Origin of the sequence: Spongiactinospora sp. TRM90649, assembly GCF_029382225.1 — a bacterium.
In the GTDB taxonomy this organism is placed as follows: domain Bacteria; phylum Actinomycetota; class Actinomycetes; order Streptosporangiales; family Streptosporangiaceae; genus Spongiactinospora.
In genome coordinates this window covers 22313-37404 of the sequence record NZ_JARLTC010000034.1, presented here as the reverse complement: position 1 = coordinate 37404, position 15092 = coordinate 22313, and the positions used below count along the sequence as shown (strand labels likewise).

General features: G+C 71.3%; 10 protein-coding genes and 1 pseudogene. 9 read left to right on the top strand and 2 right to left on the bottom strand.

From position 1 onward, the window contains the following. Positions 1 to 3: 3 nt before the first annotated feature. The 4 genes from P3X83_RS33315 to P3X83_RS33300 are packed head-to-tail and all read left to right on the top strand — an operon-like array spanning position 4 to position 3238. Entirely contained in the window at positions 4 to 471 is a 468-nt protein-coding gene (locus P3X83_RS33315; protein WP_277309293.1) for a hypothetical protein, read from the top strand. Positions 472 to 487: 16 nt separating this feature from the next. Beyond that, entirely contained in the window at positions 488 to 1237 is a 750-nt protein-coding gene (locus tag P3X83_RS33310; RefSeq protein WP_277309292.1) for a hypothetical protein, read from the top strand. 10 nt (positions 1238 to 1247) lie between these two features. Beyond that, complete coding sequence (locus P3X83_RS33305; RefSeq protein WP_277309291.1) at positions 1248 to 2582, top strand: hypothetical protein; 1335 nt, start codon at positions 1248 to 1250, stop codon at positions 2580 to 2582. Further along, positions 2579 to 3238 (top strand): 4Fe-4S single cluster domain-containing protein, encoded by a 660-nt coding sequence (locus P3X83_RS33300; protein WP_277309290.1) that lies wholly within the window; start codon positions 2579 to 2581, stop codon positions 3236 to 3238. Before P3X83_RS33305 ends, P3X83_RS33300 begins: the two co-directional genes overlap by 4 nt. Here the strand turns inward: P3X83_RS33300 and P3X83_RS33295 are convergent. Continuing rightward, positions 3235 to 5133: a hypothetical protein gene (locus P3X83_RS33295; protein WP_277309289.1), complete on the bottom strand. Its 1899-nt coding sequence runs from the start codon at positions 5131 to 5133 to the stop codon at positions 3235 to 3237. The genes P3X83_RS33300 and P3X83_RS33295 overlap by 4 nt on opposite strands. Before the next feature lie 786 nt (positions 5134 to 5919). Between P3X83_RS33295 and P3X83_RS33290 the strand changes: the two genes are divergently transcribed. Genes P3X83_RS33290 through P3X83_RS33280 form a run of 3 tightly spaced genes read left to right on the top strand, consistent with a single transcriptional unit; the run spans position 5920 to position 13281 of the window. Beyond that, positions 5920 to 12048, top strand: a complete 6129-nt coding sequence (locus P3X83_RS33290) for a polymorphic toxin-type HINT domain-containing protein (RefSeq protein WP_277309288.1) — start codon at positions 5920 to 5922, stop codon at positions 12046 to 12048. An 11-nt stretch (positions 12049 to 12059) separates the two neighbouring features. Next, positions 12060 to 12350, top strand: coding sequence for a hypothetical protein (locus P3X83_RS33285; protein WP_277309287.1), 291 nt, complete (start codon positions 12060 to 12062; stop codon positions 12348 to 12350). Positions 12351 to 12360: 10 nt separating this feature from the next. After that, positions 12361 to 13281 carry a carbon-nitrogen hydrolase family protein gene (locus P3X83_RS33280; RefSeq protein WP_277309286.1) on the top strand — a complete coding sequence of 307 codons (921 nt, stop codon included), beginning with the start codon at positions 12361 to 12363 and terminating at the stop codon, positions 13279 to 13281. A 146-nt stretch (positions 13282 to 13427) separates the two neighbouring features. Here the strand turns inward: P3X83_RS33280 and P3X83_RS33275 are convergent, their stop codons facing one another. After that, positions 13428 to 13583 carry a hypothetical protein gene (locus tag P3X83_RS33275; RefSeq protein WP_277309285.1) on the bottom strand — a complete coding sequence of 52 codons (156 nt, stop codon included), beginning with the start codon at positions 13581 to 13583 and terminating at the stop codon, positions 13428 to 13430. 106 nt (positions 13584 to 13689) lie between these two features. Between P3X83_RS33275 and P3X83_RS33270 the strand changes: the two are divergent. Further along, a pseudogene (locus P3X83_RS33270) lies at positions 13690 to 14097 on the top strand (transcription termination factor Rho); the annotation flags it as partial. Positions 14098 to 14124: 27 nt separating this feature from the next. Next, a complete protein-coding gene (locus tag P3X83_RS33265; protein WP_277309284.1) occupies positions 14125 to 15000 on the top strand; it encodes a putative RNA methyltransferase in 876 nt (291 codons plus the stop codon). The last annotated feature ends 92 nt before the right edge of the window (positions 15001 to 15092 follow it).

Genomic DNA, 15092 nt, shown 5'->3' with positions numbered 1-15092 from the left:
CCGGTGACCGGCTACTCGCGGCAGCTCGAAAGCCGCGCCTACCGGGCCTCCACCCAGTTACAGGCCCGGGTCCGGCGCAAGGGGGTCGGCAAGCTGCCGGCCGTCTACTGCCTGGCCGAGACCGTCCTGGTCAGCCACTCGACGCGCGGCCGGATCAGCCGGGGGGAGCGCGGCCGGTTCCTGGCCGCGTTCAGCGAGTGGACGGCGCTCGTCGAGGAGTACCGCAGCCGCGCCGAGGCCACCGTCTACCAGGCCGACCTGCAGCAGCGGACGTACTGGACCCACGTGGTCAGGGCGCACCGGGACGCGGCGGAGCTGCCCGGCAGCGGACCGGCCGAGATCACTCTTGACCCCATCTGGGATAAGCCGGACATCCTCTTCTTCCTCCGCCCGCACCACGAGGACGATCCGGCCGCCACCCGGATGATCCGCGTCGTCACCCGCGCGCTCGAACTCCTCACCGACCCCTGATCACACCGGAGCCGACATGATCACCTCCCTCCGGCGGGCGGCGTTCGCGCCGGTCGCCGGCACGCTGCTCACCGGCCTGCTCACCGGCCTGCTCGCCGGATGCGCAGACGAGCCCGTCGCCCTCTCCGCGCCCTGCGCCGTCGTGCTGGACGGCTCCGGCTCGGGCACCGAACTCGACGTCGAGAAGCTGATGAAGAAGCACCTCGCCACCTACCTGAGCGAACAGGGGTGCGGAACGCTCACCTACTCCCCGATCACCGGCTCCTCGGCCTCGTCGCGGTGCAATGAGCCGACCGCCGACCTCAGCCCCCCGTCGCCGCCGGGCGGCAACGTCGGGGAGATCCGCCGCCGGGCGCTGGTGACCGCGCTGAGGTCGGCCGCCGGGATGCTGGAATGCGCCAAGGCGGAGGAGAAGCGGGCCAGCCAGGGCTCGGACGTCCTCGGCGGCATCAGCCGCGCGGTCGGCGTCATGCCGGGCGGCCAGGGCCCCCGCAGGATCCTGGTCATCAGCGACTTCGCGCAGACCGACAGCACCATGAACCTCTACCGGGACAAGCGGCTCGGCGACCGGGAGCACCGGGCCGAGCTGATCGCCCGGCTCAACGCCGACGCCCGCGTCCCCGACCTGTCCGGGTCCCAGGTCGTCGCCTACGGGTTCGGCGCGGGGTTCTCCCCCAACCCGGACCGGGTGGACCTGCTGCGGGCCTTCTGGAACGAACTGCTCACCGGCCCGGCCAAGGGCACGCCGCTGGAGACGAGGGCCTGAGGGAGGCACGGTGTTCGGCATCGGAAACCGGCGGCCGGGAGACCCCCGGTCGCTGACCAGGAGGGCCCGCTGGGCGGGCCGTTCGGCGGGGCGGTCCCGCATGTTCGACGAATGGTCGCTCGTGGACGACCACGAGCTGCCCTACCTGCGGATGCTCGCGGGCGAGCGGGAGGGCGCGCTGTCCCGCGCGCGGGGCGAGGCCGTCGTGGCCGCGCAGATGCACCACGAGCGCGCGACGGCCACGCGCACGCGGGCGGAGGCCGCCCGGGAGGAGATCGAGCACGCCGAGCGGCGCATCACCGCCGCGCGGTCGTTCATGGACCGCGCGCTGGCCCAGATGGACCGGATCGCGGCCCGCGAGGCGATGGTCCGCGACGACCTCGAAGGCGGACGGCGCGGCAGGCGGCGTAAAGGACCCAAACGACCGGACGACATGCCGCCGGAGATGGAGTCCGGCACGTCCGCCGTCACCGTGCACAACGAGCTGACCGGCCAGGCGATCGGCGCCGAACGGGCGGCGTCCGCGCAGGGAGGCCCGGCCGCCCCCTGGGAGGGCCCGTTCGGCGCGCGGATGCCGGACTGGGTGAAGTACACGCTGATCACCCTGCTGATCGCGATCGAGCTGCCGGTGCAGTGGCAGATCTTCAACTACATGGACCCCGACTGGCGGGTGGCGCTGCCGTTCGCGGTCTCGGTGGCGTTCCTGATGGGGTTCCTGCCGCACCTGGCCGGGGTCTTCTACCGCCGCAGGGCGGCCACCGGCACCGAGCGGATGAGCGGTCCGCTGGCGCTCGTCGTGCTGGTGCCGTGGCTGGTGCTCGCCGTCTTCTTCGGCGACCTGCGCCGCCGGGTGCTGATGCCGCCGGGAGAACCGCCGCCTGTCCAGGACGACGGGTGGTCGCTGCCCGCCGAGTACGGCGACACCCCGATGCGGGTGGACCTGCTGGACCTCGACCCGCTCACGGTCAGCGTCATGTTCGCGGCCCTGCTGCTGCTCGCGGGGGCGCTGGCGTTCCTGCTCGGCATGGCCGAGGACCACCCGATGGTCGCCGCCTACCGGGGCGCGGCGCACCGTCAGGCGGCCGACGAGGCCGTGGTCCGGGCGGGGCGCGGCGGCGTCGAGGCCGCCGAGCAGCAGCTCGCCCGGCTCGACGAGCGCCTGCGAGCCGAGGAGGAACGGCAGGCGCACCGCCAGGAGGAGGTGCGCGCCGCGTACGAGGCGGCCTGCGCCGCCTACCTGGACTCCGTCGCCCGGACGATGCGCAAGCCCGGCGCGACCGAGGCGGCGAGCCGTCCCGTGCCCGAACAGCCGCACACAGCCGATAAAGCGGGCAGGGCGTCATGACGGAACTGCGGATCCGCAGGGCCCACTTCCCGGTGACCGCGCTCGGGCCGGGGACCAGGCTCGGCATCTGGGTACAGGGCTGCTCGCTCGCCTGCCGGGGGTGCATGTCGCGCGACACCTGGGACCCTAACGGCGGGCGCGCCGTCCGGGCCTCGGCTCTGGCCGGCCTGTGGCGCGACGCGCTGGCCGCGGGGGCGGAGGGGCTCACCGTCTCGGGCGGTGAGCCCCTCCAGCAGCCCGCCCTCGCGTCGTTCCTGACCCGCGCGGCGGCCGTCCGCGACGAGCGCGCGCCCGGCGCCGACATCCTCCTCTACACCGGCTACGAGCCGGAGGAACTGGACGAGGACCGGTGGAGCCTGCTGGCGGGCGCGGACACCGTGGTCACCGGCCGGTACGTCGCGTCCCGCCCGACCAGGCTGCTGTGGCGCGGCTCGGCGAACCAGCGGATGATCCCGCTCACCCCGCTCGGCCGCGACCGCTACGCGCCCTACCTGGCGGCCACCGCCGACCACCCCCCGGTCCAGGTGGACCTGGACCGGGACGGCGACCTCCTGGTCATCGGCGTGCCCCCGCCGGGCACCCTGAGCCGCCTCGAACACGCCCTCCGCGCCCAGGGCACCCGCCTCCGCAGCCCCTCCTGGCGCACCCCCGGCTAGTGGCCGGGCGGCGCGCAGAGGCGGCGGAGGCGGGTCATCTCCTCGCTGACCTCCAGTTCGGGGTCGAGGGGCCAGTGGCGGGACCGGGGCAGGGTGTCGAGGAGCCCGGCGGCCCGGGTGTGGTCGCGGGACTTGCGGGCGAGGCGGACGAGGCCGAGGACGGCGGCGACGCGCACCGGGTGGACGAGGTCGAGGACCGGGTTCTCGGCGATCCAGGTGTAGTGGGCGGCGGCCTCGTCGTCGAGGTCGCCCGCCTCGGCGCACTCGGCGAACTCCAGGCGGGTCACGGCCACGGCGGGGTGCCGGTCGAACAGCTCGCCGGAGGCGATCCGGCGGGCCTGCGCGTCCCTGACCCGGCCCAGTTCGGCCACCGCCCCGGCGAGGTCGAGCCGCGCGCGCAGCGTCTGGGCCATGGCCCAGCCGAACTCGTCGAAGACCTGGTCGTCGCGCCCGATGCCGGGCCAGGACTCGGCCTGGCCCCGGTAGTAGGCCAGCTTGTCGGGCGAGCCCGCGGCCAGCGCGGACAGGATGAGCAGTTCGAAGGTGACGCGGGCGGAGATCCTCCTGGCGTGCCAGCGCCAGTTGGCGACGAAGGGCCGCGTCTCGGCGACGGCCTGCTCGGGGCGCACCAGGGACAGGGCGCACCGCGCCCGTTCCACGCCGATCTCCAGCCGTTCGGACACGGCCATGCCGTCGTCTCCGGCGGTGGTCGCCCGCTCGGCGGTGGTGAGGCACTGGAGGGCGACGGTGGGACGGCCCGCCTGGCGCAGGACCCGCGCGCGGGCGATCAGATCGCGAACCGGAGGGTCGGGGTCCTTGGCCGGGACGTCGGGGTCGGTGTCCTTGACGGATGTGTCGACGGATGTGTCGTGATCGGGGCAGTCCGGGGCGGGGCCCTGGCGGACGCCGGAGGCCAGGGCGACGTGGCCGTGTTCGGCCAGGGCGATCATCCGGATCCGCTCGGCGCAGCCCGTCCAGCCGTTCGGCCGGGCGATGGCCCTGGCCCGGCGGATCTCGCTGAGCGCGCGGTCCGGACGGCCGCTCCTGGCCAGCAGTTCGGCCCGGTGGACGGCGGCCCTGGCGTCGCGGCAGCCGTCCTCACCGAGGTGGAGGCGCGCGACGCGGCCGGACTCGGCGAGCAGCGCCTCCGCGCGCCGCCAGTCGCCGAACCGCACCGCCGTGACACCCGCGACCCCGAGGGAGTCGGCCGCGGCGTGCCAGTCCTCTTCCTTGGCGGACTCTCCGGCCGCCCGGACGAACATGTCGATGGTGGCCGGGAAGTCCTGGCAGCCGGCGAGCATGCTGCGGGCCAGCCGCACGGTGGGGGATCCGGCGGACTGGCCGGTGCGGACCTCGTGCTCGGCGCGTTCGCGCTCCTCGGCCTGCGGTCCGGCCCGGCCGACCACGCACTGCTGGAACCAGAAGCCCCACAGCGCGTCGGCCCGGACCGGCAGGCCGTCGCCGGAGTGCACGGAGGTGCGGATCACCAGGTCCGACAGCAGGTCGGCGTCGTTGCGCAGCTCGCGGGCGCTGAGCGCCTGGACCGGGCTGTGCGCGGCGACCACGACGGGGACGAGCCAGTCGGAGAAGACCCCGCACCAGCCGTGGCGGGCGGCGTGGATGATCGGTCTGATGGTGTCGTCGCGGTGCAGGGGGCCGACCTTCGCCGCGGCGGCGTCGGGCACGGCGAAGAGGATCTCGCGGAACAGCGCCGTCTCGGTGCGCAGGAAGCCCAGCAGGTGGCCGATCGCGCCGGTGAGCAGCTCCCTGGAATCGATCACCGAGCACAGCGAGTCTGGGACCCGCCGGCCGTTCTCACCGTCGGTGAACGGCCGGAAGGACGCCCAGCCGGCGAGCAGCGCGGCGCAGGACTTGGAACCGACGCGGTTGCGCACCCACGCGTGACTGCGGCCGGTGCCGTCGGCGGGCCGTCCGATGTGCCGGGGCAGGTCAAGTCTCCGCCCGATTTCTATGAAATCAGTGTTCTTGTAGCCTTTTTCACGAAATGCGGATGCCGACGCCTTTCCGAGTGCCATTAGCAAATTGTCCATTATTACGCCTTTGTACTACCGGGTGCCGATTGGTGGGCGGTCCGCGGTTCCGCCGTACTGACATATGACGGCAAGCGGATCGGCATAGTTGGCGTCGGGAGCGAGATTTCCGGGATCTCTCCAGAACTCACCCAGATCCCGCCCGGCACTGCGTCACTCTGTTCACATCTGTCACTTTGGTCACACCCCGCCGGAGGGGTGGGCGGCACGCCGTCCAGAGCGTCCAAAGCCGCCCGCCGCCATGTTGCCCGATCGGGGATAGCAGTTTTCCATCACACCGTGCTATCCCCGTCGTCCCGACTCGGACACCCGTACGAACACCCGGTCTGAGCTGGGATTACGAGAGGGCCCAATAATAAATTTCAGCGATATTCGAAATGTCCGGACATGCCCCACATACCCCTCCCGGCCGGGCACGTTCCAATGGCCCGCTGAGCAGTTCAAGCGACGTTTCGGTCACGATTAGAAGGGAATCCGGGACGTCCGGAACGCGGTTGCGATGGCTGAGATCCGCATGTTTTCCTCTTGCTGCTTCTGGTTCAGCGAACCCCTCGCTGCCAGTTCTCAACGGGGGTTGAGTGCATGCTCATTTTGAAACGATTACGGCTTCGCCGTGCCCGCGTTGTGTCCATGCTGACCCTCTCCGTGCTCACCGCCTCGGTGCTGATGCCGTACGACACGGCCACCGCGGCGGAGCTCGGCCCGGTGCCGCAGGCGGTTCCGGGACAGGGTCCGGCCCAGCGGCCATTGCCGCCGGGAGTGCGGCCGTCCGACGCGGTGAAGCCCGGTCAGCGTCCGCCGGTGGTGCCGCTGGGCGCGCGGGCCGAGGGCAAGCCGGTCAAGGTCGCCGAAGGCCGCTGGACCGCGCTGACCCGCAAGGCGGCCCGGCCGGCCGCCGAGGACGGCTTCACCGCCGTGACCCTGCGGCCGGGCTACGTGCTCGCCGACACCTCGCTGGTGACCTACTTCGACAACGGCGGGGCGGGCGCGACGTGGACCGGGGCGCGGGTCCGGCTGTACGACGCGGAGTCGCAGACCGAACAGGCGTCCAGCCTGGTCACCAAGGAGGACCTGGCCCTCTCGCGGTGTGGCACGGGCGGCCAGTTCTGCCGGTCGTTCGGCGCTGCCGACGGCTGGGTCCTGGACACCGGCAAGCAGTACTTCGTCACCGTCGCGGCCGTCTACGACGACGGTCGTGAGGTCGTCTCCGACCCCTCGGAGCACGCCAACCCGCGCCAGACCTACGACCCGCCGCCGGTGCCCAACGAGCAGGCCGCCGGGTGCGGCTGCGGCAACGCGCTGGCGCTGACCGCGGCCGGGCAGGCGTCCCGCGCGCTGGGCGTCAACACCGGCACCGGCGCGTACGTGCGCACCGAGCAGGACTTCGGCCTGGCGTCCTTCGGCCCGAGGTTCGCGACGACCCGCACCTACTCCTCGATGAACCGGGCCCCCGGGCCGTTCGGGCCGGGCTGGGCCTGGTCGTACGGCATGCGGGTGACCCCCGCCGAGGACGGCGGCGCCAAGGTCCTGGCCGAGGACGGCGCGCAGGCGACCTACGCCGCCGGCGAGGACGGCGCCTACAAGCGTCCGCCCGGCGTGCGGTCCACCCTGCGCAAGACCGACGGCGGCTGGGTGCTCACCACCCCGCGCCAGGCCCGCTACGTCTTCGACTCCCAGGGCCGCCTGACCTCGGTCCTCAACGCCCGTGGAGTCGGGGTCAAGCTGGCCTACGAGGGCTTGGGCGTCAACATCACCGACGCCTCCGGCCGCAAGGTCGAGGTGCGCATCGAGGGCGGCCTGATCCGCGAGATCAAGCTGCCCGACGGCCGTAACGTCAACTACTCCTACAACGCCGCCGGCCTGCTCTCGCAGGCGCTGGACGCGCGCGGCTTCCAGTGGCGGTACACCTACCACGCCAACGGCCTGCTCTCTCAGGTCGTGGACCCGCACCGGGTGGCCGTGGTGTCCAACGAGTACGGCGCCGACGGCCGGATGACCGCCCAGCGCGACGGCCTCGGCAAGCGGACCACGTTCGCCTGGGACGCCGCCAAGCAGGAAGCCACGACGACCGACCCGGACGGCGTGGTGACCTGGGACGGTTACCGGGGCAACACGCTGGTCTACACCCAGCGCGGCACCGGCGACTCCGACAACCACCGCTACGACCGCGCGCTCAACCGCGATCTGGTGGTCAACGGCAACCAGTACCAGCACGAGGCGATCTTCGACGGCAACGGGAACCGGGTGGAGGTCAAGGCCCCCCAGCCGATGAAGTTCTCCGAGAAGGCGAAGTTCGACGAGCGCAACAACCCGACCGAGCACGTCGACGCCAACGGCCAGGTCTGGAAGGACACCTACAACGAGTTCAACGAGCTGGTCCGCAGTGAGGACCCCGAGGGCAACGCGATCACGCACGAGTACGACTCGCGCGGCCTGCGGACCTCCACCACCGACCAGCGCGGCAAGGTCACCCGTTACGAGTACCTGCCGCAGGGCGGCCCGAACGCGGGCCTGCTGTCGGCGCGCGTCTCTCCCGAGGGCCGCAGGACCGAGCAGACCTACGACCTGACCGGCCGCAGGATCACGACGACCGACCCGCGCGGCACGGTGACCGGCGGCAACCGCGCCGCCTACACCACCAAGTACGCCTACGACGCCCAGGACCGGCTGCTCAGCACGCTGGACCCGGGCAAGATCGGGGCGTGGCGGAGCGGGTTCGACGAGACCGGCCGCCTGGTCCGGCAGCAGACCCCGACGGGCGGCACGAAGAACTTCACCTATCTCGCCAACGGCCTGCTGCAGAAGGTGGACGACGAGCGCCGGACCACCCTCTACACCTACACCGACGGCGGCCGCCAGGCGACGTCCGCGGCGCAGTTGCGGACCCGCGCGCCGATCGTCACGTCCTATACCTACGACGGCAAGGGCCTGCTGAAGACGGTCACCTCGCCCCGGGGCAACGAGGCGGGCGCGAACAAGGCCGACTTCACCACCACCTACTTCTACGACGCCAACGACAACCCCGTCAGGGTGCGTCACCCCTACCCCGGGGGCGGCTTCGTGGACAGGGACATCAAGGTGGACCCGCTGGACCGGACCACGAGCCGGACCGACGAACTGGGCAAGCAGTCGTCCTTCGCGCGTGACAACGCGGGCGACCTGACCAGCACGACGGACACGCTGGGCCGTACGACGAAGATGGAGTACGACCGCAGCGGACGGCAGACCGGCATCACCGACTCGGGCGGCAAGACCACCAAGACCGAGTACGACAAGGCGGGCAACCGGATCAAGGAGACCGGCGCCGAGGGCGGGGTCACCACCTGGAAGTACGACGACGACGGCCTGCTGGTCGCGGTGACCGAGCCGCGCGGCAACGTCGAGGGCGCCGACCCGGACAGGTACACCACCCGGTACGAGTACGACCGGGCGGGCAACCAGGTCAAGTCCACCGACCCGCTGGGCAACGCGTCCACCGCGACGTACGACGGCGTCAACCGGCTGATCGCCACGACCGACGCCAAGGGCCGCACCTCGCACACGACCTACCGCGAGGACGACCTGCTGGCGACGGTGCACACGCCGGAGACGCCGTACAACCCGAACGACCCGACGGTCCGCTCCACCGTCTACTCCTACGCCCCCGACGGGATGCTGGAGTCGGTGCGCGACCCGCTGGGCCGCTACACCCGGATGGCGTACGACGACGCCGGACGTCTGATCACCCGGGCCGACCCGCTGTCCCGCCGGGTGGAGATCACGTACGACGCGGAGAACAACCCGCTGGCCGCGATCACCATCAACGGTCCTGAGTGGGTGTCGCCGGAGGAGCGCGCCAAGCGCACGGTGACCAGCACCTACGACATCCTCAACCGCCGGACGAAGACCGCCCTCGGCTCGCAGGGCCCGGCCTATACGTTCGGTTACGACGGCAAGGACCGCACCACCGCCTACGGTGACCCCACCGGTGTGCGGAACGTGGTCTACGACGACGAGGACCAGATCAAGACGATCACCCGCAAGACCCAGGGCAGGGCAGACGAGACCTTCACCTACGGTTACGACGAGCGGGGCAACATCACCTCCCGTACGTATCCGGACGGCACGAAGGTCACCGGGGCCTACGACGGCGACAGCCGACTGACCGAGCAGTCGGTCGCGGGCGGCGTGGCGGGCGACGGCGCGCGCGAGTGGAAGTTCGGCTACGACGTGGCCGGCCGCCGCACGACGACCACCCTGCCCACCGGCGGGCTGACCGAGAAGCGGGCCTACGACGACGCGGGACGGCTGACCTCCATCCGCACCGCGGACGGCGACGCGGACCCGGTGTCGGCGTTCAACCTGACGCTGGACCAGGTCGGCAACCCCACCAAGGTCGTCACCCGCCGGGGTGACCGAACCGAGGACGTCGCCTACGCCTACGACCTGGCCAACCGGGTCACGTCGGCGTGCTACTCGGCCACCGAGTGCGGCACCGGCACGCAGGCCGCCGGCCGGATCGACTACACCTACGACCTGATGGGCAACCGCCTGTCGCAGAAGCGGACCGGCACCGCGGGCAACGACACCACCACCTACACCTACGACGTCGCCGACCAGCTCCTGAAGGAGACCGTCGCCAAGCCGGGCAGCACGGTGTCCAAGGACTTCGCCTACGACGTCAACGGCAATCAGATCCGGTCGGGTTCCGACCGGTTCGAGTACAACCTGGACAACAGCCTGGCCAAGGCGACCGTCGGCAACAACACGGCGACGTTCACCTACGACGCCACCGGGCTGCGGCTGTCCGCCGCCACGACCGCGACGACCTCGACGGGTGCGGGCACCCAGAAGAGCGCCAGGGTCTCCGGCACCCAGTGGTGGAGCTGGGACGTCAACGGCAATCTCCCGCAGATCGCCCTGGACACCACCACCAACTCCGCGGGCACCGTCATCGAGAGCCGGGGCTTCGCCTTCGGTCCCGACGACGAGCCGCTGGCCCTGCTGACCGGCGGCGCCGCGCACGCCTACACACACGACTGGCTGGGCGGCGTGGCCAACATGCTCTCCCCGACCGGCCAGGTCGAGGCGGGCTACGACTACGACCCGTTCGGCAACCCGCGCACCGGGACCACGCTCAGCCCGGCCACGGCGAACAAGCCAGGGGCGCCCACGGCCAACCAGGCCGATGAGTCAGCCGAGCCCGCCGAACAGGCCGCGCCGGAGAACCCGCTGCGCTACACCGGGGCCTACCAGGACGAGACCACCGGCGCCGGCAACTACTACCTGCGGGACCGCAACTACAACCCGGGCACCGGCCGGTTCAGCTCCGTCGACCCGATGCCCAGCGGCACCAGCGCCACCTCGGCGTACACCTACGCGTCCAACAACCCGCTGGTCTACACCGACCCGACGGGGATGCGGCCCGACGAAGGCCCCACGACCACGGGCGAGACCGCGCCCGGCCAGGAGGCCGAGCAGGGCCCGAGCGCGGAGGACGTGGCCAAGGCCCAGCAGCTCCAGAACAAGTCCGTGCTGGACGTGATCCTGGAGGCCGGCGGCCAGATCCTGATGGAGATCCTGGGCATCAACGACATCGTCAACTGCCTGCAGGGCGACCTCGGCGCGTGTGTGTCCGCCGTGGTCGGGGCGCTGCCCTGGGGCAAGATCTTCAAGGCTCCGAAGATCATCGCCGCCATCTGGCGCGCGGGCAAGGCCGTCATCACCTTCTTCCAGGAACTCAAGTGGGCCAAGGCCATCTTGAGAGGCGCGGAGAAGGCGGCCGAAGCGGCCAAGGCCGCGGCGGCCAAGGCGGCGAAGGCGGCGGCCGACAAGGCGGCGGCGGCGAAGGCCGCGGCCGAGGCACAGGCCAAGAAGCTGGCGGCGGAGGCCGCGGAGAGAGCCAAGGCCTTGGCGGCCAAGGCCAAGGCGAAGACGAAACCGAAGTCCACCGCCAAACCGCAGCGCAAGCCGAAGGACTGCCCGAACAGCTTCGCGCCCGGCACGCTCGTGCTGATGGCCAACGGCACCACCAAGGCCATCGAGCGGGTCGGACTCGGCGAGAAGGTGGTCGCGACCGACCCGGAGACCGGGAAGACGGCGGCCAAGCCCGTGGTCCGGCAGATCCTCGGCGAGGGCGCCAAGGACCTGGTCCGCGTCACCGTGGACGGCGGCAAGGGCAAGGCGCCGCAGAAGCTGGTGGCCACCGACGGGCACCCGTTCTGGGTCCAGAGCGAGCGCGCCTGGCTGGAGGCCGACCAGCTCAAGGCGGGCATGTGGCTGCGGACCAGTGCCGGGACGCACGTCCAGGTGACCGCGGTGGAGCAGTGGACCGCCCGCGAGCGCGTCTACAACTTCACCATCGCCGACATCCACACGTACTACGTGGTCGCGGGCGGTACCTCCGTCCTCGTCCACAACTGCGAGGACGAGCCGGTCAAGCTGTACCGCTCGCCCCAGCGTGGTAACAGGGCCTCCGAATCGCAGGGTCTCAACCCGGCGAACCACCCCGTGTCCGACGGCTACGGCGGCACCGCGTATCTCGGCGACTCCGAGGCGGTGGCGCGGCAGTACGCCGGCAAGGGGGTTTATGAGGACGGTTACCATGAGTACACGATGAAGCCGGGCTTCACCAACGAGTTCCATCCCAGCGCGTACCGCCGATTCCATGACAAGGAAGGCGGGCTGCAATGGATCATCGACGTGGAGGACATCCCGTTGTTCAACGAATACGTCGAAAGCGTTCGCTGGATTCCATGGAAGCGAGGCGTCCATTTCTAGGATGACGGCCGGTGGCCGGTAGCGAACCAGAGTGGCCGCGCAGCGGACTCCACCGATTCCAGGTGGTCCGCTGCGTGGTCACCGCGCATCGGGGGCGCTTCGGCGTCGAGGTCAGGCTCACCGAACCGCCGGTCGACGTACCGGCGTTCATCGACTTCGTGATGCTGACCGACGCCGACGAGCACCTCACACCTGACGAGTTCCCGCCGGTCGGAACCGTCCTTTCGGCGGCGGCCATCGATTTCATGCCTTCGGGCGAACTGCGGTTGTCGGCGCGTCCGTCGGACGTCGAGAGCGGCTAAAGTCCGAAAAATGCGTATAGCGGCGGCTCAAGTCCGCAGTGCCTGGCTCGACCCCGCCGCAGGTACCGAGAAGGTTCTCGACTACCTGCGGCGGGCGGCCGGCCAGAACATCGATCTCGTGGCCTTCCCCGAGACGTTCCTGTCCGGATATCCCTACTGGCTGAGCGTCACCGGCGGCGCGGCGTTCGACGACCCCCGCCAGAAGACGGCGTACTCCTATTACCTGGACGCCGCCGTCGAACTCGACGGCCCGCAGCTCAGGACCATCACCGAGGCCGTCCGCGACCTGAAGGTCTTCACCTACCTGGGGGTCAGCGAGCGCGCGGGAGGCACCGTCTACTGCACCCTCGTCGCGATCTCCCCCGAGCACGGCATCGCCGGCGCGCACCGCAAGCTGATGCCCACCTACGAGGAACGCCTGGTCTGGGGCGCCGGCGACGGCCACGGCCTGCGCACCCACGACGTCGGCGGTGTCAGGGTGAGCGGGCTGAACTGCTGGGAGAACTGGATGCCGCTGGCCAGGCAGTCCCTGTACGCGCAGGGCACGCAGGTCCACGTCTCCGTATGGCCCGGCTCCACCAAGCTGACCACCGACATCACCCGGTTCATCGCCCGCGAGGGCCGCGTCTATTCGCTGGCCGCCGGGGCGATCATCTCCTACGACGACGTACCCACCGGGTTCCCGTTCAAGGAGGAACTGGCCGCGCACACGTCCGGTTACGACGGCGGCTCGGCGATCGCCGGGCCCGACGGGCGGTGGATAGCCGAGCCGGTGTCCGGCGAGGAACGGCTGGTGGTCGCCGACATCGACCTCGCCACGCTGCGTGGCGAACGGCAGAACTTCGACCCGGCGGGCCACTACAACCGCCCCGACGTCTTCCACCTCGACGTGGACCGCCGCCGCCAAGCCGGCGCCGCCTTCCGCGACTGACCCGGATCCACGGCCTCGGGACCTCGGGCCCTCGAACCTTGGACCGCAGGGCTCCCGCCCCCTCGACGGGAGCCGAGCGGCCATGCCCCACCGCCCGCGAGGGGAGCGGCGGGAACACGGACCCAAGGTGGTGAAAGGGCGCCGGGTCAGGCGGCGTGCCGGGCGTCGCGTTCCGTGCGGCGAGGGACGAAGTCACGCTCGACGTCCGCCGCGTAGACGGCGCGGCGGCAGCGTGCGCAGCGGTAGATCACCGGCCCCTCGTCCAGGGCCGTACGGCAGCGCGGGCATCTCTGGTCTCGCATCTCTCTGTCCCCCAAGCGGTTTCCTCGTCCGGGAACATGAGACCGCGATCACCTTGCGTGTTCCCTTCAAACCGCTTTACCCGGGCCGACTCACAGTGGTGCCGCCGGCGGCGTCGACGCCCAGGCCCTGCTGCCGCCCCGCCGCTTCTTCGGAGCGGCCCGCAACGTACGCGAGGGCGGGTCGCTGACGATCCTCGCGACCGCCCTGGTGGAGACCGGGTCGCGGATGGACGACAACTTCTACGAGGAGTTCAAGGGCACCGGGAACATGGAGCTGCGGCTCCGCCGGGCGCTCGCCGACCGTCGTCTCTACCCGGCCGTCGATCTGGACGCGTCGAGCACCCGCCGGGAGGAGATCCTGATCCCTCCGGGCGAGCGGGAGCTGGTGTGGCGGCTGCGCCGTACGCTGGCCGGGCTGGACAAGCCGCAGGCCCTGGAACTCCTCATCGACCGGCTCGGCGACACCCCGTCCAACGCGGCCTTCCTGCGCCAGGTGGTCGCCCAGGCGGCGTGACCCGGCCGCAGGGGAGATGATGGGGGGATGCTGGGGGATGTTCTCGACGTACTCGCGTGCCCGGTCTGCGGCGGCGGTCTCGCCGTCGCGGGGCAGGTGGTGCGCTGCGCCCAGCGGCACAGCTTCGACGTGGCCCGGCAGGGCTATGTGAGCCTGCTGTCCGGCTCGCGGTCGCCCGGCACGGCCGACACGGCGGCGATGGTGGCGGCCCGCGACGACTTCCTGTCGGCCGGGCACTACGCCCCGCTGGCCGCGCGCCTGGCCGAGCTGGCCGCCGCGCCGTCCGGCGGCGTGGTGCTCGACGCGGGTGCGGGCACCGGCTACTACCTGGCGGCGGTGCTCGGCGAGACGGGGGCGCGCGGGGTCGCGCTCGACATCTCCAAGCACGCGATCAGGCGGGCCGCCCGCGCGCATCCGCTGGCCGGCGCGGTCGTGGCCGACGTGTGGCACGGGCTGCCGGTCAAGGACGCCTCGGCCGACGTGGTGATCAACGTGTTCGCGCCGCGCAACGGCGCGGAGTTCGCCCGCGTGCTGCGTCCGGGCGGACGGCTGGTCGTGGTCACCCCGGCTGCGGGCCATCTGGCGTCGCTGGTCGAGCGCCTCGGGCTGCTGTCCGTGGATGAGCACAAGGAGCGCCGGGTCGAGGAGCGCCTGGGCCGGTGGTTCACCGAGGTGTCCGGCGAGCGCCTGGAGTTCGGCATGACCCTCGACGCCGACGCGGTGGCGGCGGTCGTGGGAATGGGGCCGAGCGCGTGGCATCGCGACCGTGCGGATGCACCAGAGGCGTCGGGGGTGTCAGGGGCGCCGGCCGAGACGGTCACGGCGTCGTTCGTCCTGACGACCTATTCTCCATGTCTATCCTCGAAAGCCATTCACGATCAAGCCAGTTATTTGACTGACTGACGCGAAAGATGGTACTGAAGGGACATTTAGTCCCAAATTCCACCACATTCCTTGAACATTCCGCGTCCTCGCGCGACATACTGGACCACAAC

Coding starts and splice junctions, on each gene's coding strand:
- P3X83_RS33310 (WP_277309292.1), top strand. CDS start 488: ATGATCACCTCCCTCCGGCGGGCGGCGTTCGCGCCGGTCGCCGGCACG.
- P3X83_RS33300 (WP_277309290.1), top strand. CDS start 2,579: ATGACGGAACTGCGGATCCGCAGGGCCCACTTCCCGGTGACCGCGCTC.
- P3X83_RS33290 (WP_277309288.1), top strand. CDS start 5,920: ATGCTGACCCTCTCCGTGCTCACCGCCTCGGTGCTGATGCCGTACGAC.
- P3X83_RS33280 (WP_277309286.1), top strand. CDS start 12,361: ATGCGTATAGCGGCGGCTCAAGTCCGCAGTGCCTGGCTCGACCCCGCC.
- P3X83_RS33275 (WP_277309285.1), bottom strand. CDS start 13,583: ATGCGAGACCAGAGATGCCCGCGCTGCCGTACGGCCCTGGACGAGGGG.
- P3X83_RS33265 (WP_277309284.1), top strand. CDS start 14,125: ATGCTGGGGGATGTTCTCGACGTACTCGCGTGCCCGGTCTGCGGCGGC.